This window comes from Streptomyces sp. NPDC006610 (assembly GCF_040611575.1).
In the GTDB taxonomy this organism is placed as follows: Bacteria; Actinomycetota; Actinomycetes; order Streptomycetales; family Streptomycetaceae; genus Streptomyces.
In genome coordinates this window covers 28,782-51,472 of sequence record NZ_JBEXOP010000026.1, presented here as the reverse complement: position 1 = coordinate 51,472, position 22,691 = coordinate 28,782, and the positions used below count along the sequence as shown (strand labels likewise).

Sequence of the window (22,691 nt, the reverse complement as noted above, 5' to 3'; positions counted from 1 at the left end):
GCTCCGGCCTTCACCAACGATCCTTTGGTGAACCGCTCCACGCCGACGACCCGGCGACGGCCCGGACGCCCCAAGGCCCCTGCCCCGAAAGCCGTTCCGCATCCGGTTCCGCATCCGGCCCGCGGGGCGCCGGAAGGAGACGTTGGTCACCCGCCCGGCCGCCTGGCAGGATCCGCGCCATGGGTGAACCGAAGGGTGAGCGAACGGGTGGGCGGGCACAGCGGGAACGGGCGGCCTGGGAGGCCCTCGTCGCGACGGCCCGGCGCACCGTCGCCGACGGACTGGTCGTCGGCACCTCGGGCAACGTGTCCGTACGCGTCGGCGACGTCGTCCTGGTCACGCCCTCGGGCGTCCCGTACGACCGGCTCACGCCGGACGACCTGACCGGGGTCGACCTCGACGGCCGGCAGGTCCGCGGGACGCTCGTGCCGACCAGCGAACTGCCGATGCACCTCGCCGTCCACCGTACGACCGACGCGCGGGCGGTCGTCCACACCCACGCGGTGCACGCGACGGCGGTCTCGACGCTGGTGACGGAACTGCCGGTGATCCACTACATGACGGCGGCCCTGGGCGGCCCCGTCCGCGTCGCCCCGTACGCGACCTACGGCACGCCCGAACTGGCCGAGAACATGTTGACGGCCCTCACCGGCCGCTCCGGCTGCCTCCTGGCCAACCACGGCACGATCACGTACGGCGCCACCCTGGACCAGGCCTACGACCGCACGGCCCAGCTGGAGTGGATGTGTCGCCTGTGGCTGACGGCCTCCTCGGTACCGGGTCGCAGCCCGTCCCTCCTGACCCCGGACCAGCTTGCGGAGGTGGCCCGGCGGCTGCGCGGGTACGGCCGGCGAGGCGGGTGACCGGGAGGCCGCCTCGCGCCGAGACGCGGCGGCCTCGGGCATGCGGGCCCGGGCGACCCCGGGCCGGTCGGGGCGCCTCGCGCCGGCCGGTCGTGACTCCTCGCGCCGAGCGGGTGCGGACGGGGCGAGAGGCCTGGGGCCTGCGACCGGCGCCCCGCCCCCGACCGCGTCACTCCACCGCGCCACCCCCCCACCCCTCCACTGGCCGCCCCTCCGCCTTGCCGGGACACTGGGTGCCGTGCGCACTGTGCAAGCGGCGGCCGCCGCCGTCACCGCTCTCACGGCGGCCGGAGTCGCGGCCGTCGCCGCCGGCCGGATCGCCGGCGGCGCCGCGCTCAGGCCGTCCGCGGGGCGGCCGCCCGCCGGTGAGCCGCGGCTCACCGTGCACGGCGTCGCCGCGGGCACCGTCACGCTCACCCGGTCCCTCGCCTCCCAGCGGCCCGGCACGTACGGCCTCGCCGGGGAGGGATCGCACGCCGTCGTCGGGCCCGTGCTGCACAGCGTCCCGCACCCCGCCGACACCGTCGTCCGCAGGCTGGAGCGCGTCACCCACGGCGCCCTGGAGCCCGGCGACAAGGTGTGGCTCACACCCAACCTGCACGTCGGCGACCCCGCCGGCGCCCTCGGCCTGGACCACGCCGACGTCGACGTGCCCGGCGAGCTGGGCCCGCTGCCCGCCTGGTTCCTGCCCGGCGTGCGGGACACCTGGGTGATCACCGTGCACGGGCTCGGCACGACCCGGGAGCACCCCCTCAACCTGCTCCCGCTCCTGCACGGACTGCGCTTCCCCGTGCTCGACCTCGCCCACCGCGGCGACCCCGGCGCGCCCCGCTCGCCCGACGGCCTGCACCACCTCGGCGAGACCGAATGGCGCGACCTGGACGCGGCGATCCGCTACGCCGTGCGCTACGGCGCCCGGCGCATCGTCGTCCACGGCTGGTCCACCGGCGCCACCATGGCGCTGCGCGCCGCCGCCCACTCCCCGGTCCGGGACCGCATCAACGGCCTCGTCCTGGACTCCCCGGTCCTCCACTGGGAGTCCACCCTGCGCGCCCTCGCCGCCGCACACCGCACCCCGGCCGCCCTGCTCCCGCTGGCCGTCCGCGCCGCCCAGGGCCGCACCGGACGCGTCAGCCGCCACGGCGACGACACGACCGGGCCCCCGAACATCCCGACGCTGATCTTCCACGGACCCGACGACCGGCTCGCCCCCTGGACCCACTCCCGCCTGCTGGCCGCCCGCCGCCCCGACCTCATCCGCCTGCACACCGTCCGCCACGCCCCGCACAACGCCATGTGGAACGCCGACCCCGCCGCCTACGAGGAGGCCCTGCGCCGCTTCCTGACCCCGTTCATGTGAGCGCCCGCCGATTCCGTTCAACGCCGGACCACTGACCGGTTATCGCCTCCCGGCAGCGCCGACGCCACCTCCATGGGCCGGTCCCGTGGCCCGCCGTGACATTCCGTTTGGGTTTTCGGACGGTCAGCCGGGAGACTGCACTCGTGACGTCCCGTATCCCGCGCGACTCCAGGCTCCGACTCGTCCGCCCGCGACCCCTGGCCGCCGCCCCCCGAGCGATGAACCAGCGGCGCTCGCGCCGCCCCGCACCCCGCCCGCCGGAGGGCACCCCCGCCCCCTCGGAGCTGGCCGGAATGGCACGCTCCAGGCTGGCCGGCGCGGCCCGCGTCGCCCGCTGGGCCGACGCCGCCCTACGCCCCGGCGGGGGCAACGGCACCTCCGACGGAAAGGCCACCCTCGCCGACGCGACCGCCGAACGGGCCGCGGCCGAACTCGGTCTGACGCCCGCCCAGGTCCGCGCCGACTGGGACACCGCCCGCCTCGCCGGTCTCGTCGAGGTGCACGGCGGCAGCGCCCGTCCCGGCTGGCGGCTGCGCGCCTGGGACCGCGACGACAGCGCCGTGCTGCGCGGCTGGGTCGCGCTGTTCGACGCCTGGTCGCTCGCCCACCCGGAACCCGCCGGACAGGAGCCCGCCGCGGTCGCCGAGGTCGTCTCGGCCATGCCGCAGGTGCTCTCCTTCCTCCAGCTGTCCGCCGGCCCGGTCCCCGTCGAACAGCTCCTCGACCTCCTCGCCCAGCGCGTCCGCGAGCTGCGCACCGAACGCTGCGAGGTCCCCTACGGCCCCCAGCGCGAACCGGCCCCGCCCGCCGCGGTCACCGGCGACCCCGCCGAACTGGCCCCCCTGCTCGACTGGGCCCTGTGCGCCCTCGCCTCCGTCGGCGCCCTCACCTACGGCGACGGCCAGGCCACCCTCACCCCGCTCGGCAGCTGGGCGGTCTGGGTCAAGCTGGAGCAGATCTGCGTCGCCGCGCAGAGCCCCGCCGGAAACATCGAGGCCGCCGCCGAGGACATGCTCCGCGGCTGCGCCCAGCTGCGCCCGAACGCCGCCCGCGCCGAGTACCGCGCCTGGCTCGCCGCCCGCCCCGTCGGCAGCGCCGTCACCGAGCTGCTCGACGCCGCCCGCGGCGAGGACGCCCTGCTGCGCGGCCTCGCCTTCGAGGCGCTGCGCGTCGTTGGCGCGCCCGCCGAGCCCGACGTCCGCGCCGTCGTCGACGAGCCGACGCTCAGGCCGTACGCCCTGCTGTGGCTGGCCGAGCACGAGGGCGCCGACCCCGAGGACGCCCACGAGGTGCTCACCCGCGAGGAGGCCACCTGGCTGTGGGTCGACACCGCCGCGGCCGTCGCCGACCACGGCGAGGCGCCGCTGCTGGTGCGGCACCTGGAGTCCGCGGTGCAGCCGACCGTGCCCATGCTGCTGGACGAGGTGCGCGCGGTCGGCCACCCGCGCACGGTGCAGGTGCTGGTCGCCCTCGCCGCCGCCCACCCCGACCCGGCCCTGGCCAAGGCCGTGCGCCGCGCCGCCTTCCAGGTGCACACCGGCGGCTGAGGCGGCTCAGCCCTGCGGCTGGGGCGCGTAGGTGCCGAAGCTCCAGACGTTGCCCTCGGCGTCCCGGGCCATGTAGTCCCGGGAGCCGTAGTCCTGGTCCGTCGGGGGCATCAGGATCGCCACGCCGTGGTCCACGGCACGCTGGTGGTGTGCGTCGACGTCGTCCACGACGACGTACACCCCGGCCGGGCCCGCGCCCTTCATCGCGGCGTCGAAGATCCCGCCGCCGCCCTTCGAGCCGATCATCACCGCGCCGTTGCCCTGCGCCAGCTCGGCGTGCAGCACCGTGCCGTCCGGCCCCTCGTACACGGACAGCTCGGTGAAGCCCAGCGCCTCGGTGAGCTGCCGGATCGCCGCCTTCGCGTCCGCGTACAGCAGCGTCGGGTACACGCTCGGCCGTCCGCCGTTCACCTCTGCCATGCCGATCACTCCCTCGTCCGCCGGTTCCCGGCCGCTCCCTACCGGCCGCCAAAACCCCTTGCGCGGCCCCGTTAGACTTGGGCCCATGGCCATTCTCCTCGCGCATTAGACGGCGGGAACGTCCTCAGCCGCCCACCGCCACCCTCCCCCACTCTCGGCTTCGCTCGAGCGGGGGGACCCCCACCGCCCTGGAGTCTGTCCGTGATCTCCGCCTCCGGTATCGAGCTGCGCGCCGGTGCGCGCGTCCTCATCGAGAACGCCACCTTCCGCGTCGCCAAGGGCGACCGCATCGGCCTCGTCGGCCGCAACGGCGCCGGCAAGACGACCCTCACCAAGTGTCTCGCCGGCGAGGGCATCCCCGCAGCCGGAACCATCACCCGCTCCGGCGAGGTCGGCTACCTCCCGCAGGACCCCCGCACCGGCGACCTCGACATGCTCGCCCGCGACCGCATCCTCTCCGCCCGCGGACTGGACGTACTGATCCGCAAGATGCGGGAGAACGAACAGCGCATCGCGGGCGGCCAGGGCGCCACGCGCGAGAAGGCGCTCAAGCAGTACGAGCGCCAGGAGACGGAGTTCCTCACCAAGGGCGGATACGCCGCCGAGGCCGAGGCCGCCACCATCGCCGCCGCGCTGAACCTGCCCGACCGCGTGCTCGGCCAGCCGCTGCACACCCTCTCCGGCGGTCAGCGCCGCCGTATCGAGCTGGCCCGCATCCTGTTCTCCGACGCGGACACCCTGCTGCTCGACGAGCCGACCAACCACCTCGACGCCGACTCCATCGTCTGGCTGCGCGACTACCTCAGGACCTACCGCGGCGGCTTCATCGTCATCAGCCACGACGTCGACCTGGTCGAGACGGTCGTCAACAAGGTGTTCTACCTGGACGCCAACCGCGCCCACATCGACATCTACAACATGGGCTGGAAGCTCTACCAGCAGCAGCGCGAGGCGGACGAGAAGCGCCGCAAGCGCGAGCGGCAGAACGCCGAGAAGAAGGCTGCTGCGCTCAACGCGCAGGCCGACAAGATGCGCGCCAAGGCCACCAAGACGGTCGCCGCGCAGAACATGGCCCGGCGCGCCGAGAAGCTGCTGTCCGGCCTGGAGGCGGTCCGCCAGTCGGACAAGGTCGCCAAGCTGCGCTTCCCCGACCCCGCCCCCTGCGGACGCACGCCGCTGACCGCCGAGGGCCTGTCCAAGTCGTACGGCTCGCTGGAGATCTTCACCGACGTCGACCTGGCCATCGACAAGGGCTCCCGCGTGGTCATCCTCGGCCTCAACGGCGCAGGCAAGACCACTTTGCTGCGCCTGCTGGCCGGCGTCGAGAAGCCCGACACCGGACAGGTGATCCCCGGCCACGGCCTCAAGCTCGGCTACTACGCCCAGGAGCACGAGACCCTCGACCCGGGCCGCACGGTGCTGGAGAACATGCGCTCCGCCGCGCCCGACATGGATCTGGTCGAGGTGCGCAAGGTGCTCGGCTCGTTCCTGTTCTCCGGCGACGACGTGGACAAGCCGGCCGGGGTCCTCTCCGGCGGCGAGAAGACCCGGCTCGCCCTCGCCACCCTCGTGGTGTCCTCGGCGAACGTGCTGCTGCTGGACGAGCCCACCAACAACCTCGACCCGGCCAGCCGGGAGGAGATCCTCGGCGCGCTGCGCACCTACCAGGGCGCCGTCGTCCTCGTCACCCACGACGAGGGCGCGGTCGAGGCGCTCCAGCCGGAGCGGATCATCCTGCTGCCCGACGGCGTCGAGGACCTGTGGGGCTCCGACTACGCGGACCTCGTCGCCCTGGCGTGACCGAACGGACGGTCGACGGCGGATGGATCTTTCGGCCGATCCGTGATCCATCATCTGTGTGAGACGTCCTCGTACCCGGGTGTGTCGAGGTTGTGCCCCCCGCGTGGGCGACGGCCGGACCCGGCGACGTCGGGGGCCCGGCCGTCGCACGTTTCTGACCTGGAACTTCGCTGAACAACCCGTTCGGGTGTACGGACGCCTGCCTCTGGGAATTCGTGATTCCGCATGTGTGGACCGGCTCCCGTCGTCAAAACCTTCTCGCACGGACCTTGCCGAATGGGTGGCCATGTCGGCCCGGAGGGGTGATCATGAGGAGACCAGAGCGCACTTCCCATGAGGAGGCACGGGTGGCCGAGACTCTGAAGAAGGGCAGCCGGGTGACCGGCGCCGCGCGCGACAAGCTCGCGGCAGACCTGAAGAAGAAGTACGACGCCGGTGCGAGCATCCGGGCGTTGGCCGAGGAGACCGGCCGCTCGTATGGCTTTGTGCACCGCATGCTCAGCGAGTCGGGCGTCACGCTCCGTGGGCGTGGCGGGGCGACGCGGGGCAAGAAGGCCACTTCGGCCTGACGCCCCGGGCGGCCCCTTCGTCTCCGATGGTGGCCACCCGGTCTGTCAGCCGACCGACCGGGTGGTTACTGTGCAGTCACTTAGCTTCGCTTCGCTGACCGCACTCATCGGAGGCGCCCCATGGCTTCGCCCGACCACGACCTCGTACCCCTGCTCGACAAGGACGGGGTGCGGCTCACCGTCGACGACGCGATCGCCACGGTGACGCTGACCAACCCCGCCAAGCGCAATGCGCAGAGCCCCGCCCTGTGGCGGGCGCTCGCCGAGGCGGGGCGGCTGCTCCCGGGCGCCGTCCGGGTGGTCGTGCTGCGCGCCGAGGGCAAGTCGTTCTCGGCGGGGCTCGACCGGCAGGCGTTCACGCCCGAGGGCTTCGACGGCGAGCCGTCGTTTCTCGACCTTGCACGGGGTTCGGACGCCGAGCTGGACGCGACCATCGCCGAGTACCAGGAGGCCTTCACCTGGTGGCGGCGCAGCGACATCGTCTCCGTCGCCGCAGTCCAGGGACATGCCATCGGGGCCGGCTTCCAGCTCGCCCTCGCCTGCGACCTGCGCGTCGTCGCGGACGACGTGCAATTCGCCATGCGCGAGACCAGCCTCGGCCTCGTCCCCGACCTGACGGGCACCCACCCCTTGGTGGGCCTCGTCGGATACGCCCGCGCGCTCGAGATCTGCGTCACGGGCCGCTCCGTCCCGGCCGAGGAGTCGGTGCGCTGGGGCCTGGCGAACATCGCGGTCCCCGCCGCCGAGCTGGACGCGGCGGTCCAGGACCTGACCTCGGCCCTGCTCGCGGCCCCCCGCGACGCGGTCATCGAGACGAAGGCCCTGCTCCAGTCCGCCCGGACGCAGACGTACGAGTCCCAGCGCGCCGCCGAACGCGCCGCCCAGGCCCGCCGCCTGCGCGACCTCGCGGGAATCGGCGAGTAGCCCGGCCCGGCCCGGACCGGGCTCGGCAGGCCGCACGCCGTGCGTGCCCCGGCCGCCGGTCCCACCGACCCACGCCCTTCCGGGTGACCGCCCCCGCGCCGCGCCGGTGCCGCCACCGGCAGCTCGGGCCGCGGCGTGGGCCCGTGCCCGGCCCGGACCTCCCGCGTTCGAGGCGGGGTCGGCGTGACAGGGGCGGGTCGCCCGGGCACATGGGGACGTCCCGGGCCCCGGTCGTGTCACCGGGGTGGCCGTCGCCCGGTCGGCCGATGGGCCGGTCATGCGGTCGGCGGCAGGGCGGAGCGACGCCGGCCGCGCGGCGCTCCGTCAGCTCACCGACGTCACCAGCACCGCCACCGACGGGTGGTCCGGCAGACAGTCGCCCACGCGGGTGCGGACCGCCCGGGCCACGTCCACGGCGCGGTGGTCGGCGCGGACCGCGAGTTCCAGCCAGACATGGCGGCGCGGCAGAGAGGCGTTGCCCGTCCGGGCGCCCGGCTCGAAGTGCACGGCGCGGCCCACGCCGCCCAGGGTGCCGGTCAGCCGGGCCACGCCCGGGACCGTCAGGGCCGCGTCCGCCACCAGGCGCTCGTCCGGGGCCACGGGGTCGACGGGCTCCGGAGGTTCCGGAGACGGCTCCTGGTCCGAAGCGCTCCGAGCGTCCTCGGAAGCGTCGTCCAGCAGGTCGGTCGCCCGCAGGTCGATCTCCGCGACCGTCAGCCCCAGCCGCCGCGTCGCCGCCGTCAGCAGCGCCGTGCGCAGCCGCTCGGCCGTCGCGGGCAGCGGCTCCGCCGCCGTCGCCGCGAAGTCCGCCGTCACCCGCAGCGGCCCCGGAGGCAGGGCGGCGGGCGGCTGCGGCACCGCCGGGTCGTAGGTGTGCCCCGGATCGGCGAGCGCGATCCGCAGCCGCCCCGGCCGCACCCCGGGCACCGCGCCCGCGGCGGCCCGCAGCACCGCCCGTGCCACGCCGTCCGCGATCCACGCCCCGTCACCCGGTCCGCCCAGCGGCAGGGATCTGCCGAGGGCCAGCTGCTGTCGTACCGTCCGCGTCCATCGGTCCGCCGTCATTCCTCCAGCCTGCCGCATAGATGGCGCGCCCTCGCGCAACCCGGCTTACGGTGGTCGAAGAACGACGACCGAAAGGGACGTACGGCGATGAGCGAGACAACTGAGCAGAACCGGACACAGATCCCGGACGGCGGCACGGAGGTCCGCAGGGCCACCAGGCGCGGCGGCGGCGACGCGGCGACCCGGGGGCGGACCACCATCGCCGACGGGGTCGTGGAGAAGATCGCCGGACTGGCGGCCCGCGACGTCGTGGGCGTCCACGCCATGGGCAGTGGACTCAGCCGTACCTTCGGCGCCGTACGCGACCGGGTGCCCGGCGGGTCCAAGGCGGTGACGCGCGGCGTCAAGGCCGAGGTCGGCGAGAAGCAGACCGCGCTCGACCTGGAGATCGTCATCGAGTACGGCGTGTCGATCGCCGACGTCGCCCGCGACGTGCGGGAGAACGTCGTCACGGCGGTGGAGCGGATGACCGGCCTGGAGGTCGTCGAGGTCAACATCGCCGTCAGCGACGTGAAGCTGCCGGAAGAAGAGGAAGAGGAGCCGGAGTCCCGGCTCCAGTGACGCGTCGGCGACCGGGCGACCGGACCACTGAAGGTCCGGTGCACCGGACCGCTGACCGGACCCACTGAGGGGAGTGCACCTTGAGCATGGCCGTTGTCGGCATGATCGCCGGAATGGCGCTGGGGTTCGCCGGGTATTTCGGCGGGTTCGGGGCCTTCCTGCTGGTGGCCGCCCTGGGCGCCATCGGGTTCGTCGTCGGGCGGTTCCTCGAAGGGGACCTCGACGTCGGCGACCTGTTCCGTTCGCGCGCCGACCGGCGGCGGTGACGCCGGTGAGCACCGAGGCAGGCGCGGCCCGCCTCCCGGCGGGGGCCGTGCCGCCGGCCGAGCGCGGCGCCACGACCGTCGCCGACCGCGTCGTCGCGAAGATCGCCGCCCAGGCCGCCCGCGAGGCGGCCGGACCGCTGCCGCCGGACGCCGCCCGCCCGCACGCCACCGTCGTCGTCCGCCCCCACGCCCGGCACCGCCCGGACGTGGGGGCCCCGCTCGACGCCGCGCACGTGCACGTCCACCTCGAACTCGGCTACCCGGGCGACATCGGCTCCCGCTGCCGCGAGGTGCGCCGGCACGTCACCGAACGCGTCGGCACGCTGACGGGCATGGCGGTCCCGGAGGTCGCCGTCCGCGTCGAGCGGCTGCACCCGACGGCGGCACACGGCGCCGCGCACGGCAAGGCGGGCGACGTCGGGCCCGGTCCGGCACAGGGGAGGATCCGATGAGCCAGCCGCTGCCCACGGGGGGCGCCGAGCGGCGACCGCCGGTCCTCGAGAAGACCGGCGCGACCGCGGCCGGCCAGGCCGGTCCGCCGGCCGAGGCGCTTCCCTCCGACGCGGCCTCCGCCGACGCGACCCCGGTCCCGGACGGCCGCGCCCACCGCTTCTGGTCGGCGCGCCGCGTCCCGGCGGGCGTCACCGCCCTGTTGCTGCTCCTCGTCACGGGCGCCTTCCTCTACGACGTCGCCGCCGTGCGCGCCGGCCGCGACGCCATGGCCTGGCGCCGGGAACTCGCCGCACAGCTCGCCGAACGCCCCCTCGACGACCTCTGGGTGCTGGCCGGAGCCGGCCTCGCCGCCGCCCTGGGCCTGTGGCTGCTGCTCCTCGCGCTCACGCCCGGACTGCGCGGCCTGCTGCCCATGCGGCGCACCCACCCGGCCGTGCGCGCCGGACTGCATCGCCCCGCCGCCGCGATCGTGCTGCGCGACCGGGCGATGGAGGTGGCCGGAGTGCAGGCGGCCCGGGTCGCCATGGGCCGCCGCCGGGCCGACGTGCGGGCGGTCTCGCACTTCCGTGAACTGGACGACGTACGCGCCGACCTGGAGGCCGCGCTCACCGACGCGATCGGGGAACTGGGCCTGGCCCGGCGCCCCGCGCTGAAGCTGCGGGTCCGGCGGCCCGGCCGGAAGGGGTGAGGGCGGTGCTGCGAACCGTCAACCGTGTACTGCTGGCCCTCGCCGGGCTCGCGCTGCTCGCCCTGGGCGGCGCGGTGCTCGCCGTCGGGCTCGGGGCGAAGCCGCCCTCCTGGTGGCTGCACGACGGCCCGGACGACGTGCTGCTCACCGCGGCCGAGCGGACCCGGTGGCGGGAGGACGGCTGGTGGTGGCCGGTCGTCCTCGCCGCGCTCGCCGTGCTCCTCCTGCTCGCCCTCGGGTGGCTGGCCGCCAACCTGCGCCGCCGCCGGCTGCACGAGGTGCTCGTCGACACCGGCGACGGCGAGAGCGCGCTGCTGCGAGGCAGGGCCCTGGAGGACGCGATCGCCGCCGAGGCCGTGGGGCTGGACGGCGTCGACCGCGCCCACGTCCGCCTCACCGGCCGCCGGGAGTCGCCCTCGGCACGCGTACGGCTCCTGCTGGAACCCCACGTCGACCCCGCCACCGCCCTGCGCCACCTCACCGCCCACGCCCTGGCGCACGCCCGGGAGTCGGCCGCGCTGGACCGCCTCCCGGCGGAGGTCAGGCTCAGGGCGGTCGGACACGGCGCGGAACGGGTCGGCTGACGCGCGCAGAAGCCGTGCCGCACCCACTCCGCCGACCCCGGGGGCGACCCGGACCGCCGCCGATCACGGCCGAGCGGGCCGACCCGCCGAGAACCCGTGCCGCCGCCGCTCACTGGCCGTGCGGCACCGCTCAGAACCCGTGCCGCACCCCGCCGTCCACCGGCAGCATCACGCCGGTCACGTACGACGCCGCGGGGGACAGCAGGAACGCCGCCGCCCGGCCGAACTCCCGCGGGCTGCCGTACCGCCGCAGCGGGATGCGGGACTCGGCGGCGATCCGGGTCGCCTCGGGGTCGGCGGACAGGGCGTCCAGCTCGCGGACCCGGTCGGTGTCGATGCGGCCGGGCAGCACGCCGACCACGCGGATGCCGCGCGGCCCCAGTTCGTCCGCGAGCGACTTGGCGAAGCCCGCGAGACCGGGGCGCAGCCCGTTGGAGACGGTCAGCCCCGGAATGGGCTCGTACACCGAGCCCGACAGCACGAAGGCGATGACGCCGCCCTCCTCCAGCTCCGCCGCCGCGGCGCGGGCCAGCCGCACCGCGCCGAGGAACACCGACTCGAACGCCGCCCGCCACTGCTCGTCGGTGTTGTCGGCGGCGAACCCGGCGGGCGGCCCGCCGACGCTGACGAGGATGCCGTCGAAGCCGCCGAACCGTTCCCGCGCGGCGGCGATCAGCCGGGCCGGCGCCTCCGGGTCGGCGTTGTCCACGGCCACCCCGTGCGCGTTCGCGCCCAGCTCCGCCGCGGCCTCGGCCACCCGCTGCTCGTCCCGCCCGGTCACGACGACCTTCGCCCCCTCGGCCACCAGCTCGCGCGCGGAGGCGTTGCCGAGGCCGCGGGTGGCTCCGGTGACGACGTACACCCGGTCCTTCAGTCCAAGATCCATGGCCCTATCCTGCCCCGAGCGCGTCGCCGCCCGTGCCGTACAGGGCGAAGGCGGTGTTCACCAGGCCGATGTGGCTGAAGGCCTGCGGGAAATTGCCCAGTTGCCGGCCGGTCGCCGGGTCGTACTCCTCCGCCAGCAGCCCCACGTCGTTGGTCAGTCCCACCAGCCGTTCGAACAGCTCCCGGGCCTCCTCGGTGCGGCCCGTCAGATGCAGCGCGTCCGCCAGCCAGAACGTGCAGGCCAGGAAGGTGCCCTCGCCGCCGGGCAGCCCGTCGACCACGGTGTCGTCGGTGCTGTAGCGGTGCAGGAGGCCGTCGTGCCCCAGCTCCCGGCGGACCGCCTCGATGGTGCCGCGCACCCGCGGGTCGTCCGGCGGCAGGAAGCCCACGCGCGGGATGAGCAGCAGCGCGGCGTCCAGTTCCTTGGAGCCGTACGACTGGGTGAAGGTGTTGCGCTCCGGGTCGTAGCCCCGCTCGCACACCTCGCGGTGCACCTCCTCGCGCATCGCCCGCCAGCCGTGCAGATCGCCCTTCAGCTCCGGGAACCGCTCCATCGTGCGCACCGCGCGGTCGGCGGCCACCCACACCATCACCTTGGAGTGCACGAACTGCCGCCGCCCGCCGCGCACCTCCCACAGCCCCTCGTCCGGCTGCCGCCACTCCTCGCACAGGAACCGCATCATGGAGCACTGCAGCGCCCACATGTGCTGCTTGACCGACAGGCCGGCGTCGCGGCCCAGCGACAGGGAGTCCATCACCTCGCCGTACACGTCCAGTTGGAGCTGGCGCACCGCGTCGTTGCCGATCCGCACCGGCCGTGAGTGGCCGAAGCCGCTCAGCCAGGGCAGCACCGTCTCCGGGAGCCGCCGCTCGCCCGCGACCCCGTACATGATCTGCAGGTCCGCGGTGTTCCCGGCGACCGCGCGCAGCAGCCAGTTGCGCCACGCCTCGGCCTCCTCGTGGTAGCCCGCCGACAGCAGGGCGCCCAGGGTGAGGGTGGCGTCGCGCAGCCAGCAGTAGCGGTAGTCCCAGTTGCGCACCCCGCCCAGCTCCTCGGGCAGGGAGGTGGTGGCGGCGGCCACGATGCCGCCGGTGGGCGCGTAGGTGAGGGCCTTGAGGGTGATGAGCGAGCGCAGCACGGTGTCGCGGTGCGGGCCGTCGTACCGGCACCGCGCCGACCAGGCCCGCCAGTCGGCGACGCTGGTGCGCAGCGCCTCGTACGGGTCGACCTGCTCGGGCCGCGGCTCGTGCGAGGGATGCCAGGTCAGGACGAACGCGACCTTCTCCCCGGGCCCGACGGTGAACTCCGAGTGGGTGCCGTACGACTCGCCCCAGGTCTCCACCTGCGGTTCGCTGCGCAGCCACGCCGAGTCGGGGCCGGCGACGGCGACCCGGTGGCCGTCGGTGCGGCGCATCCAGGGCACGACGGAGCCGTAGTCGAAGCGCAGCCGCAGCGTGCTGCGCACGGTGACCCGGCCGCTGAGGCCCTCGACGATGCGGACGACGTCGGGGGCGCGGTCGCGCTGCGGCATCAGGTCGGTGACCCGGACGCTGCCGTCCGGGGTGTCCCACTCGGTGTCCAGGACGAGCGTCTCGGGGCGGTACGCGCGGCGCGTGCACGGGCCGCGCACGCCCTTCGGGGCGATCCGCCAGTGGCCGTTCTCCTCGTTGCCGAGGAGCCGGGCGAAGCAGGCGGCGGAGTCGAAGCGGGGCAGGCAGAGCCAGTCGATGGAACCGTCCCGGCCGACGAGTGCGGCCGTCTGTTCGTCGCCGATGAGGGCGTAGTCCTCGATGCGGTTGTCGACGTGGTTGCCGATGCGGTCGTGGATGCCGGTGTCGGGGCCGTTCTCGGTGGGCGGATGCACGCGGATCGGGTTCCCGGAGGGGGGCGGGGGCAATCCGGGGAACCGACCGGGAGGGTGAGACGTGGCGCACGGTGTGCCCGGAGGGCCTCGGAGCGCCCGTTGGCGCCGCGCGCGGGCGTCAGACGCGCGCCGACTCCGTCCGGGCCGGCTCCCCGTCGCCGCCCTCGCCGTTGCCGTCGTCCGCGCGCCCGGCCGCCGCCCGGTCCCGGACCTCGCGGCGGACCAGGATCACCCAGCCGACCGGCACGCCCGCGCTGAACAGCCACCACTGGATGGCGTAGGCGAGGTGGTTGCCGATGGCGTCGTGGTCGGGCGCGGGGATCGGCTCGGGTCCGGCGCCCTTCGGCAGGGGGGAGGTCAGCTCGACGTAGCCGCCGAGGACCTGCCTGCCGAGCCGCTCCTGCTGCTGCTCGCTGCTGATCAGCATGACCTGGCGGTCGGGCATGTCCTGGAGGTCCTTGATGCCGCTCTCGGCCGTGGTCTGGTCCCGCATCAGCCGGCCGGTGACGGTGATCTCGCCGCGCGGCGGGGCCGGGACCTCGGGGAACGCGGTCTGCGTCGGGCCCGCCGGCACCCAGCCGCGGTTGACCAGCAGGACCTTGCCGTCCCGGAGGACGAACGGCGTCAGCACGTGGAAGCCGACCTTGTCGTCGGCGTTGGTGCGGCGGCGGACGACGACCTCGCGCGCGGGGTCGAAGCGGCCGGCGCCGGTCACCCGGCGGTAGAGGTCCGCGTCCTTCACCTCGGCGCCGGGCGCGGTCAGCGACTCGACGGGCACGGGGTCGGCGGCCAGGGAGTCGGCGATCACCTGGTTCAGGGCGACGCGGTGCTGGTGCCGGTGCAGCTGCCAGAAACCCAGCTCGATCATCGTCGGGACGAGCGCGAGGACGACGAGGGTGAGGATCACCCACTGCCGGGTCAACAGGAAGCGGTACACCCCACGACCGTACCTCTCGGCCGCGGGGTGCTCGGCGGGGGGTGCCCCGGGGCGCCTCAACGGGTCTCGGGGCGCCCCGGGAGGACTTGTCTAGACCCGGTCGACGATCCCCGCCCTCCCCTCCGCGCGGGCGCAGTGCGCACCGCAGTACCAGTGGCCGTCGGCCTCGACTCCCTGGCCGATGATCTGCACCCGGCAGTGCTCGCAGATCGGCGCCATCCGGTGGATCGCGCAGGAGAAGCAGTCGAAGACGTGCACCGCGCCCTGCGCGTGCACCTCGAAGGTCATTCCGTAGTCATTGCCGCATACTTCGCATCTCGCCATGCGCCACAGGGTGAGCCGTGCGCGCGGCCCGGGCGAGCGGGCGGCGGGCGAGTCGCCCGGCAATCACCCGTCCGTACGGTCACGGCCCCGACGCCGGCTCCACATCGCCGAGCAGCTGCCCGAACGCCGCCTCGTCCACCACCGGCGTGCCGAACTGGCGCGCCTTGACCACCTTGGACGTGCCCGAGTCCGGGTCGTTGGTGACCAGGAGGCTGGTCAGCCGGGACAGGCTCGTGGCGACGTGCAGCCCGGCCTCGGTCGCCCGGTCCTCCAGCAGCTCGCGCTCGACCGAGGTGTCCCCGGAGAAGGCCACCCGCATGCCCTGCTTGAGTCGTTTGCCCACTTCGTACCGGCCCGGGTTGGGATACGGGCACGCGGGCCGCTTGCGCGCGGGACGCCAGCTGCCGGGCCGGTAGCCCCCGCCGTACCCGCCGCCGTATCCGCCGCGGCCGCCCGGCTGCTGCCCGATCAGCGGCGCCGGCCGCTCGGCCCACTCGGTCAGCGGCCGGCACTCGTGCAGCGGCAGCCGCACCCCGCCCTCGGCGGCGGCCCGCAGGCTCGGCCGGAACGCCTCCGCCAGCACCCGCGCGTCGTCCAGCGCGTGGTGCGCCCGCCGCTGCACGACGCCGAAGTGCGCGGCCAGCGACTCCAGCTTGTGGTTGGGCAGCGGCAGCTGAAGGGCTTTCGACAGCGCGATGGTGCACAGCCGTTGACGCACCGGGGCCTCGCGCTCCGCGCGCGCGTACTCACGGGCGATCATCTGCCAGTCGAACACGGCGTTGTGCGCGACGAGCACCCGGCCCGCCAGCCGCGCCGCGAACTCCTCGGCGATGTCGGCGAACAGGGGCGCGCCCTCCAGCACGTCGCTCGTCAGACCGTGGATCCACACGGGCCCCGGATCGCGCTCCGGGTTGACCAGGGTGTACCAGTGGTCCTCGACCTCGCCGCGTCCGTCGAGCCGGTAGACGGCCGCGGAGATGATGCGGTCGTCGCGGGCCAGTCCGGTGGTCTCCACGTCAACGACCGCGTATCCGGCGGGATACGCGGCCGGCCACTCCGTGCGGGAGGACGCTGTGGTGGTGTGGTCTTCGAGCATGGTCCATGAGGATACGGGCCGCGACTGACACCGCGGTCCGTCAGGTCGCCGCCAGGGCCCGCCCGTTCGAGCACGGCCCGCCCGCACCGGGTCACCTGTTCGGAGGGCCGGCCCACCCGGACCGGGCCGCCCGTTCGAGGACCGCCCCGCCCGGACCGGGCGTCCGTTCGCCTGGCCGGCCCGTCCGTTCGAGGCGGCGGGTCGGTGCGCTCCCGGCCGCGCGCGGGGTGCCATCCTCCGAACGTGACCGAACCGAACCCCGCCGGGGAGCGCCGGGGCACACTGGGGGAGCGCCTGAACCGGCTGCGCGCTGCGGTGCTGGGCGCCAACGACGGCATCGTCTCCACCGCGGGCCTCGTCGTCGGCGTGGCCGGCGCCACCGACGACCGCTCCGCGTTGCTGACGGCCGGTCTGGCCGGGCTGCTCGCCGGCTCGATGCCGATGGCGGCGGGGGAGTACATCTCGGTCTCCACCCAGCGGGACTCCGAGAAGGCCGCGCTGGCCGTGGAACGGCGCGAGCTGAGGGAGCGGCCGGAGGCGGAGCCGGCCGAGCTGGCGGACCCGCCGGCACGGCGGGGGCTGACGCGGGAGGTGGCCCGGGAGGCGGCGGTCCAGGTGACGGAGCGGGACGCGCTGCGGGCGCACGCGCGCGTGGAGCTCGGCATCGACCCCGACGAACTCACCAACCCCTGGCACGCCGCCTGGGCCGGCTTCCTCGCTTTCACGGCGGGCGCGCTGCTGCCGTTGCTCGCCATCGTCCTGCCGCCGGCCGAGTGGCGGCTGGCGGTGACGGTGGGCTCGGTGCTGACGGCCCTGGCCGCCACGGGCTGGAGCAGCGCCCGCCCGGGGGCCGCCCCGCCGGCACGCGCGGTGACGCGGAACGTCGTGGGCGGGGCGGTGGCGATGGGGGTCACGTACGCGGCGGGGAGCCTGCTGGACGTGGCGGGGGTATGACGCGCGAGTCGTCCATTGGCGGAGATGGCCAACCGGCAAGCGCTTACCTCCGGTAATACTTATCGGTAACAACGTCTAGCCGCGGCAGGTTTCCCGGTCCTACGGTGCAGCCATGCCGAACCTCCCCAACGTCGTGCTGTGGTCCATCCCCGCCTTCGTGCTGCTCGCCGTCGTCGAGATGATCAGCGTCCGGCTCCATCCCGACGACGACGCGGCCGGGTACGACGCCAAGGACGCCGCCACCAGCGTCACCATGGGTCTCGGCAGTCTCGTGTTCGACCTGCTGTGGAAGATCCCCGTCGTCGCGATCTACACGGCCGTCTACGAACTCACCCCGCTGCGCGTGCCGGTGCTGTGGTGGACGGTCGCGCTGATGCTCCTCGCACAGGACTTTTTCTACTACTGGTCCCACCGGGGACACCACGTCGTCCGCATCCTGTGGGCCTGTCACGTCGTCCACCACTCCAGCCGCAGGTTCAACCTCACCACCGCCCTGCGCCAGCCGTGGACCTCCCTGACCGTCTGGCCGTTCTACGTCCCCCTGGTCGCCGCCGGCGTGCACCCGGCCGCCCTCGCCTTCTGCTCCTCGGCGAACCTGGTGTACCAGTTCTGGATCCACACCGAGCGGATCGACAGGATGCCCCGCTGGTTCGAGGCCGTCTTCAACACCCCGTCCCACCACCGGGTGCACCACGCCTCCCAGGGCGGCTATCTGGACCGCAACTTCGGCGGCATCCTCATCGTCTGGGACCGCCTCTTCGGTTCCTTCACCGCGGAGCGGGAGCGCCCGGTGTACGGGCTGACCAAGAACATCGACACGTACAACCCGCTGAAGGTGGCCACCCACGAGTACGTGGCCATCGCCAAGGACCTGCGCCGTGCGACGGGTTGGCGCGAGCGCACGGGCCGCCTGTTCCGGGGCCCGGGCTGGCAGCCGGCGCCCGCAGCGGCGGCGGGACCCGCGGTGCCGGGACCCGCGACGGCGGGACCCGCGGCGCCGACGCCGGGCCGCGTCACCCCGCTCGCGCCGGCCGACGAGAACCCGGCCGCGTGAGCGCTGCCCGCGCGCTGCTCGTCGCCTTCTTCTGTGCCGCCCTCGCCGACCTGGCCTTCCTCGCCGCCGGCTTCACCCCCGGCCACGTGGCGGTCAAGCCGCTGCTGATGCCGTTGCTCGCCGGCTGGGCCGCCCGCTCCGGCGCTCCCCGGCCGCTCGTCGCCGCCCTGCTGTGCGGGTGGGCCGGGGACACGCTGCTGCTGTGGGACGCCGAGCCCGCCTTCCTCGCCGGGATGGCCTGCTTCGCCGTCGGGCACGTGTGCTACCTGATCCTCTTCGCGCGGTACGGCGGCCCCACGCACCCGCGTGCCGTCCCGGCCGCCCTCGCCTACTCCGCCGCCCTCGCCGTCACGGTCGCCCTGCTCGCCCCCGGTCTCCCGTCCGGCCTACGAGTCCCCGTCGCCGTCTACAGCGCCCTGCTCACCGCCATGGCCTGCACGGCCGCCGTCCGCCTCGGCGTCGCCGCCGGAACCGGGGGCGCGCTGTTCATGCTCTCCGACACCCTCATCGCCACCGGCGTCGCCGACCGGCCGCAGCCTCCCCGGCCCGACCTGTGGATCATGCTCACGTACCTGGCCGCGCAGTACCTCCTGGCGCGCGGCACGACAAGGGCGCGGCCGGTGCAGCACCGGCCGCGCCCCTGACCGCGTGGGTTACTTCACCGCGCGCAGCGCGTTCACGATGCCGGCGCCGTAGAAGCCGTTGGCGCGCGTGCCGCCCTTGCACACCGCGTCCTGCGTGCCGTCGCCGTTCTGGTCGTAGGACTCGGGGCAGGCGGTCGCGTCGGCCTGGGCCTTCAGCAGGGCCTGCAGCTGAGCCGGGGACGCCCACGGGTGCTCGGACTTGAGCAGCGCGGCGACGCCCGCGGCGTGCGGCGACGCCATCGAGGTGCCCTGGAGGAAGCCGTACGCGTTGTTCGGCATGGTCGACAGGATGCGGCCGTTCTTCGACGGCGTGTCCGGGATCTGGTAGAGCCGGTCGCCACCGGGCGCGGCCACGTCGACGACGCCGCGGCCGTACGAGGAGTAGTACGACTTGAGGTTGCTGACGCCCGTGGCGCTGACCGTGACGATGCCCGGCAGCTGGGTCGGCACGTCGAAGCACTCGTGCGGGTCGATCGTGCGCTCGACCGGCGTGGAGTCGTCCGGGCTGGAGTCGTCGACGATCGCGTCGGCGTCCAGGTCGTGGTTGGAGTTGCCGGCCGACGCCAGGTGCAGCGTGCCCTTGGCCTGCGCGTACAGCTGGGCCCGGTTGACCGCGTCGACGATGGCCCGCTGGTCGGGGTCGTCCATGCAGTTGTACAGCCACGGGTCGACGTAGTAGCTGTTGTTCGTGATCTCGACGCCGTGGTCGGCGGCGAAGACGAACGCGCAGACGACGTTCTCCGGGTAGAAGAGTCCGTCGTTGGGGTCGCTGACCTTGATGCTGGAGACCTTCACGCCCGGCGCGACGCCCGCGACGCCGATGCCGTTGCGGGCCGCGGCGATCTCGCCGGCGACGTGCGTGCCGTGGTAGTCGTTCGCGGTGTACGGCCGCCAGGCGCCCTCGCTGGTGTCCGCGACGCCGCCCACGCAGTTGGCGGACTGGCCCGCGGAGAAGTTCGGGGCGAGGTCCGGGTGGGTGTCGTCCACGCCGGTGTCGATGACCGCGACGGTCACCTTGGAGCTGCCCGGGTTGATCCGCGCGGCCCGGTCGGCGCCGATGGCCCGCAGGTCCCACTGGTCGGCCTCGAGCGGCTCGGCGCCGTCCTCGGCGGCGGCCTCGACCTTCGCGGCCTCCGCGTCCGTCAGATAGTCGGCCGCGCCCATGTCCGTCGTGCCCTGGGCGACCAGCGGCGAGGTGCGCGTGGCGCCCGCGGACTGCACTCCGCGCACCGCGCGCATCGCCTCGCCGAACTCCGGGTTCGCCGAGTGCGCGACGATCACGCCGATGCGGTCGTACGTCGTCACGACCGTGCCGCCCGCGGCGACGACGGCCTTCTCGACGGACGCGATCGTGCGCCGGTCCACCTTGGTGTTGACGACGTACGCCAGGTTCGCCGCCTCCGCCGTCCGGGCGCCGGTCTCCGCGAGCGGGGCGGCCGAGGCGGCGGCGGGCAGGAAGCCGAGGGAGGCGGTCAGCGACAGCACGACGGGCACGGCGAGCGCGAGCCGACGTCTGGAACGCAGATGAGCCATGGGGTCTCCACATCATCCGGGAAACGAGAGTCCGCCCGAGGCACAGATGGGCCTTGGGCAGGTGCATGACGAACAGTGCACGCCGAAGCTATCCCCCGAACTTGCTGGCCAGCAATGACTTCCGGGCGCGAGTTCGAAAAGACTGCGGACGACTTGAACCGGCACCCGCGTCGCGCCGTGACGTTGAGCAGGGAGGCCGCGCATGAGCGAGCCCCCTGTCGGATCACCGCCGGAGCGCCTAACATCACCGCCCGGTCATGTGATCCACATCACTATGACGTATGAGCCGTTCCCTGTCCGTCGTACGAGGAGACTCCGTGGCCACCGACGCACCGCCCCCCTCGAAACCAGTTCACCGACTCCCCTCGCCCGAGGAGTTCGTCGAGGTGCACGAGAGCGCGGAGTTCGGTGATCTGCGCCGCTCCTACCGCTCCTTCGCCTTTCCGCTGACCGTCGGCTTCATCGCCTGGTACCTGCTGTACGTGCTGCTGTCCAACTACGCGGGCGGCTTGATGGGCACGAAGCTGTTCGGCAACATCAACGTCGCCTTCGTCCTCGGCGTCGCCCAGTTCGTCACCACGTTCCTCATCGCCTGGTGGTACTCCCGGCACGCCGCCGCGGAGCTGGACCCGAAGGCCGAGGCCATCAAGACCCGGATGGAGGGCGGCGCATGAGCCCCGCACAGCAGACCGTGATCCTCGCCGCCAACGAGGCCAGCGAGCACCGGCCGCTCATCATCACCCTGTTCGCACTGTTCGTCGTCGCGACCCTGTTCATCACCGTCTGGGCCGGCCGCCAGACCAAGGACGCCGCCGACTTCTACGCCGGCGGACGCTCCTTCAGCGCCTTCCAGAACGGCCTGGCCGTCTCCGGCGACTACATGTCGGCCGCGTCCTTCCTCGGCATCGCGGGCGCCATCGCCCTCTTCGGCTACGACGGCTTCCTCTACTCCATCGGCTTCCTGGTCGCCTGGCTGGTGGCCCTGCTGCTGGTCGCCGAGCCGCTGCGCAACTCCGGCCGCTACACCATGGGCGACGTCCTCGCCTACCGCATGCGCCAGCGCCCGGTGCGCACCGCGGCCGGCACCTCCACCATCGTCGTGTCGATCTTCTATCTGCTCGCCCAGATGGCCGGCGCGGGCGTCCTGGTCTCCCTGCTGCTCGGCATCACCTCCGACGCCGGCAAGATCCTCATCGTCGCCCTCGTCGGCATCCTGATGATCATGTACGTCTCCATCGGCGGCATGAAGGGCACCACCTGGGTCCAGATGGTCAAGGCCGTGCTGCTCATCGGCGGCACGATCCTCATTACGTTCCTGGTGCTGCTGAAGTTCAACTTCAACGTCTCCGACCTGCTCGGCGAGGCCGCCGAGAACAGCGGCAAGGGCGCCGCCTTCCTGGAGCCCGGACTCCAGTACGGCGCCACCGGCACCTCCAAGCTGGACTTCATCTCCCTCGGCATCGCCCTGGTCCTGGGCACCGCGGGCCTGCCGCACATCCTGATCCGCTTCTACACCGTGCCCAACGCCAAGGCCGCCCGTAAGTCGGTGAACTGGGCCATCGGCATCATCGGCGCCTTCTACCTGATGACCATCGCCCTCGGCTTCGGCGCCGCCGCGCTGATCTCCCAGGACGAGATCATCGCGTCCAACCCGTCCGGCAACACCGCGGCCCCGCTGCTCGCCCTCCACCTGGGCGGCGTCGACTCCGCGTGGGGCGCGATCCTGCTCGCCACCATCTCCGCGGTGGCCTTCGCGACGATCCTCGCCGTGGTCGCCGGCCTCACCCTGGCCTCGTCCTCGTCGTTCGCCCACGACATCTACGCCAACGTCATCAGGAAGGGCCAGGCCACCGAGAAGGAGGAGGTCCGGGCCGCCCGCCTGGCCACCATCGGCATCGGCGTCGTCTCCATCGCCCTGGGCGCCCTCGCCCGCGACCTCAACGTCGCCGGCCTGGTCGCGCTGGCCTTCGCGGTCGCCGCCTCCGCCAACCTGCCGACCATCCTCTACAGCCTGTTCTGGAAGCGCTTCACCACCCAGGGCGCGCTGTGGTCGATCTACGGCGGCCTCATCGTCGCCGTCGGCCTGGTGCTGTTCTCCCCGGTCGTCTCCGGCGACCCGAAGGCGATGTTCCCGGACGTCGACTTCGCTTGGTTCCCGCTCAAGAACCCGGGCATCATCTCCATCCCGTTCGGCTTCCTGATGGGCTGGCTCGGCACCGTCCTGTCGAAGGAGGAGCCCGACGCCAAGAAGTTCGCCGAGCTGGAGGTCCGGTCCCTGACCGGCACCGGAGCGCACTGA

The 22,691-nt window shown here is 73.8% G+C and carries 24 protein-coding genes; 16 read left to right on the top strand and 8 right to left on the bottom strand.

Features of this window, described 5'->3' with window-relative positions; genetic code table 11:
* Positions 1–179: 179 nt before the first annotated feature.
* From ABZY13_RS21350 to ABZY13_RS21340, 3 genes are all read left to right on the top strand, one after another.
* Positions 180–863, top strand: a complete 684-nt coding sequence (locus ABZY13_RS21350) for a class II aldolase/adducin family protein (protein WP_356633002.1) — start codon at positions 180–182, stop codon at positions 861–863.
* Between the two features lie 238 nt (positions 864–1,101).
* Positions 1,102–2,223 carry an alpha/beta fold hydrolase gene (locus ABZY13_RS21345; protein ID WP_356633000.1) on the top strand — a complete coding sequence of 374 codons (1,122 nt, stop codon included), beginning with the start codon at positions 1,102–1,104 and terminating at the stop codon, positions 2,221–2,223.
* A gap of 143 nt (positions 2,224–2,366) precedes the next feature.
* Positions 2,367–3,770 (top strand): hypothetical protein, encoded by a 1,404-nt coding sequence (locus ABZY13_RS21340; RefSeq protein WP_356632998.1) that lies wholly within the window; start codon positions 2,367–2,369, stop codon positions 3,768–3,770.
* Between the two features lie 6 nt (positions 3,771–3,776).
* On the opposite strand, the gene ABZY13_RS21335 is transcribed toward ABZY13_RS21340, so the two are convergent.
* Complete coding sequence (locus tag ABZY13_RS21335) at positions 3,777–4,190, bottom strand: VOC family protein (protein ID WP_356632996.1); 414 nt, start codon at positions 4,188–4,190, stop codon at positions 3,777–3,779.
* A gap of 201 nt (positions 4,191–4,391) precedes the next feature.
* On the opposite strand from ABZY13_RS21335, the gene abc-f reads away from it, so the two are divergent.
* The 3 genes from abc-f (at position 4,392) to ABZY13_RS21320 (ending at position 7,483) form a co-directional block, all read left to right on the top strand.
* Positions 4,392–5,990: a ribosomal protection-like ABC-F family protein gene (abc-f, locus tag ABZY13_RS21330; RefSeq protein ID WP_356632994.1), complete on the top strand. Its 1,599-nt coding sequence runs from the start codon at positions 4,392–4,394 to the stop codon at positions 5,988–5,990.
* A 347-nt stretch (positions 5,991–6,337) separates the two neighbouring features.
* Positions 6,338–6,559 (top strand): helix-turn-helix domain-containing protein, encoded by a 222-nt coding sequence (locus ABZY13_RS21325; protein WP_003976983.1) that lies wholly within the window; start codon positions 6,338–6,340, stop codon positions 6,557–6,559.
* A gap of 120 nt (positions 6,560–6,679) precedes the next feature.
* Positions 6,680–7,483, top strand: a complete 804-nt coding sequence (locus ABZY13_RS21320) for an enoyl-CoA hydratase/isomerase family protein (RefSeq protein WP_356632992.1) — start codon at positions 6,680–6,682, stop codon at positions 7,481–7,483.
* A 324-nt stretch (positions 7,484–7,807) separates the two neighbouring features.
* On the opposite strand, the gene ABZY13_RS21315 is transcribed toward ABZY13_RS21320, so the two are convergent.
* Entirely contained in the window at positions 7,808–8,548 is a 741-nt protein-coding gene (locus ABZY13_RS21315; RefSeq protein WP_356632990.1) for a nucleopolyhedrovirus P10 family protein, read from the bottom strand.
* A gap of 87 nt (positions 8,549–8,635) precedes the next feature.
* Here ABZY13_RS21315 and ABZY13_RS21310 point away from each other — a divergent pair, with 87 nt between their 5' ends.
* From ABZY13_RS21310 to amaP, 5 genes are all read left to right on the top strand, one after another.
* Positions 8,636–9,109: an Asp23/Gls24 family envelope stress response protein gene (locus ABZY13_RS21310; protein ID WP_356632988.1), complete on the top strand. Its 474-nt coding sequence runs from the start codon at positions 8,636–8,638 to the stop codon at positions 9,107–9,109.
* Positions 9,110–9,189: 80 nt separating this feature from the next.
* Positions 9,190–9,375 (top strand): hypothetical protein, encoded by a 186-nt coding sequence (locus ABZY13_RS21305; protein WP_356632986.1) that lies wholly within the window; start codon positions 9,190–9,192, stop codon positions 9,373–9,375.
* Positions 9,376–9,380: 5 nt separating this feature from the next.
* Positions 9,381–9,827, top strand: a complete 447-nt coding sequence (locus tag ABZY13_RS21300) for an Asp23/Gls24 family envelope stress response protein (protein ID WP_356632984.1) — start codon at positions 9,381–9,383, stop codon at positions 9,825–9,827.
* Positions 9,824–10,516, top strand: coding sequence for a DUF6286 domain-containing protein (locus tag ABZY13_RS21295; protein WP_356632982.1), 693 nt, complete (start codon positions 9,824–9,826; stop codon positions 10,514–10,516). The genes ABZY13_RS21300 and ABZY13_RS21295 overlap by 4 nt, the downstream gene beginning before the upstream one ends.
* The gene (gene amaP / locus ABZY13_RS21290) at positions 10,513–11,100 is read left to right on the top strand and encodes an alkaline shock response membrane anchor protein AmaP (RefSeq protein WP_356632980.1); all 588 of its coding nucleotides are present in this window, start codon (positions 10,513–10,515) and stop codon (positions 11,098–11,100) included. The genes ABZY13_RS21295 and amaP overlap by 4 nt, the downstream gene beginning before the upstream one ends.
* A 130-nt stretch (positions 11,101–11,230) precedes the next feature.
* Here amaP and ABZY13_RS21285 read toward each other — a convergent pair whose 3' ends face one another.
* The 5 genes from ABZY13_RS21285 to ABZY13_RS21265 form a co-directional block, all read right to left on the bottom strand.
* Positions 11,231–11,986, bottom strand: a complete 756-nt coding sequence (locus tag ABZY13_RS21285) for an SDR family oxidoreductase (protein ID WP_356632978.1) — start codon at positions 11,984–11,986, stop codon at positions 11,231–11,233.
* 4 nt (positions 11,987–11,990) lie between these two features.
* Complete coding sequence (locus ABZY13_RS21280) at positions 11,991–13,802, bottom strand: glycoside hydrolase family 15 protein (protein WP_356633110.1); 1,812 nt, start codon at positions 13,800–13,802, stop codon at positions 11,991–11,993.
* A 166-nt stretch (positions 13,803–13,968) separates the two neighbouring features.
* Positions 13,969–14,787: an SURF1 family protein gene (locus tag ABZY13_RS21275; protein ID WP_356632976.1), complete on the bottom strand. Its 819-nt coding sequence runs from the start codon at positions 14,785–14,787 to the stop codon at positions 13,969–13,971.
* Positions 14,788–14,877: 90 nt separating this feature from the next.
* The gene (locus tag ABZY13_RS21270) at positions 14,878–15,111 is read right to left on the bottom strand and encodes a hypothetical protein (protein WP_356632974.1); all 234 of its coding nucleotides are present in this window, start codon (positions 15,109–15,111) and stop codon (positions 14,878–14,880) included.
* A gap of 79 nt (positions 15,112–15,190) precedes the next feature.
* The gene (locus ABZY13_RS21265; RefSeq protein ID WP_356632972.1) at positions 15,191–16,207 is read right to left on the bottom strand and encodes a DEDDh family exonuclease; all 1,017 of its coding nucleotides are present in this window, start codon (positions 16,205–16,207) and stop codon (positions 15,191–15,193) included.
* Between the two features lie 243 nt (positions 16,208–16,450).
* Here ABZY13_RS21265 and ABZY13_RS21260 point away from each other — a divergent pair, with 243 nt between their 5' ends.
* The 3 genes from ABZY13_RS21260 (at position 16,451) to ABZY13_RS21250 (ending at position 18,859) form a co-directional block, all read left to right on the top strand.
* Positions 16,451–17,161: a VIT family protein gene (locus tag ABZY13_RS21260; RefSeq protein WP_356632970.1), complete on the top strand. Its 711-nt coding sequence runs from the start codon at positions 16,451–16,453 to the stop codon at positions 17,159–17,161.
* 112 nt (positions 17,162–17,273) lie between these two features.
* Positions 17,274–18,215, top strand: coding sequence for a sterol desaturase family protein (locus ABZY13_RS21255; protein WP_356632968.1), 942 nt, complete (start codon positions 17,274–17,276; stop codon positions 18,213–18,215).
* Complete coding sequence (locus ABZY13_RS21250) at positions 18,212–18,859, top strand: lysoplasmalogenase (protein ID WP_356632966.1); 648 nt, start codon at positions 18,212–18,214, stop codon at positions 18,857–18,859. Before ABZY13_RS21255 ends, ABZY13_RS21250 begins: the two co-directional genes overlap by 4 nt.
* Positions 18,860–18,868: 9 nt before the next feature.
* Here ABZY13_RS21250 and ABZY13_RS21245 read toward each other — a convergent pair whose 3' ends face one another.
* Positions 18,869–20,392: a S8 family serine peptidase gene (locus ABZY13_RS21245; protein ID WP_356632964.1), complete on the bottom strand. Its 1,524-nt coding sequence runs from the start codon at positions 20,390–20,392 to the stop codon at positions 18,869–18,871.
* Positions 20,393–20,709: 317 nt separating this feature from the next.
* Between ABZY13_RS21245 and ABZY13_RS21240 the strand changes: the two genes are divergently transcribed.
* Entirely contained in the window at positions 20,710–21,066 is a 357-nt protein-coding gene (locus tag ABZY13_RS21240; protein ID WP_356632962.1) for a DUF485 domain-containing protein, read from the top strand.
* Positions 21,063–22,691: a cation acetate symporter gene (locus tag ABZY13_RS21235; protein WP_356632960.1), complete on the top strand. Its 1,629-nt coding sequence runs from the start codon at positions 21,063–21,065 to the stop codon at positions 22,689–22,691. Before ABZY13_RS21240 ends, ABZY13_RS21235 begins: the two co-directional genes overlap by 4 nt.

Bases quoted from the DNA above. Each gene is read 5' to 3' on its own strand.
- ABZY13_RS21350 (WP_356633002.1), top strand. From the start codon at position 180: ATGGGTGAACCGAAGGGTGAGCGAACGGGTGGGCGGGCACAGCGGGAA.
- ABZY13_RS21335 (WP_356632996.1), bottom strand. From the start codon at position 4,190: ATGGCAGAGGTGAACGGCGGACGGCCGAGCGTGTACCCGACGCTGCTG.
- ABZY13_RS21320 (WP_356632992.1), top strand. From the start codon at position 6,680: ATGGCTTCGCCCGACCACGACCTCGTACCCCTGCTCGACAAGGACGGG.
- ABZY13_RS21315 (WP_356632990.1), bottom strand. From the start codon at position 8,548: ATGACGGCGGACCGATGGACGCGGACGGTACGACAGCAGCTGGCCCTC.
- ABZY13_RS21310 (WP_356632988.1), top strand. From the start codon at position 8,636: ATGAGCGAGACAACTGAGCAGAACCGGACACAGATCCCGGACGGCGGC.
- ABZY13_RS21295 (WP_356632982.1), top strand. From the start codon at position 9,824: ATGAGCCAGCCGCTGCCCACGGGGGGCGCCGAGCGGCGACCGCCGGTC.
- ABZY13_RS21285 (WP_356632978.1), bottom strand. From the start codon at position 11,986: ATGGATCTTGGACTGAAGGACCGGGTGTACGTCGTCACCGGAGCCACC.
- ABZY13_RS21270 (WP_356632974.1), bottom strand. From the start codon at position 15,111: ATGGCGAGATGCGAAGTATGCGGCAATGACTACGGAATGACCTTCGAG.
- ABZY13_RS21265 (WP_356632972.1), bottom strand. From the start codon at position 16,207: ATGCTCGAAGACCACACCACCACAGCGTCCTCCCGCACGGAGTGGCCG.
- ABZY13_RS21255 (WP_356632968.1), top strand. From the start codon at position 17,274: ATGCCGAACCTCCCCAACGTCGTGCTGTGGTCCATCCCCGCCTTCGTG.
- ABZY13_RS21245 (WP_356632964.1), bottom strand. From the start codon at position 20,392: ATGGCTCATCTGCGTTCCAGACGTCGGCTCGCGCTCGCCGTGCCCGTC.
- ABZY13_RS21235 (WP_356632960.1), top strand. From the start codon at position 21,063: ATGAGCCCCGCACAGCAGACCGTGATCCTCGCCGCCAACGAGGCCAGC.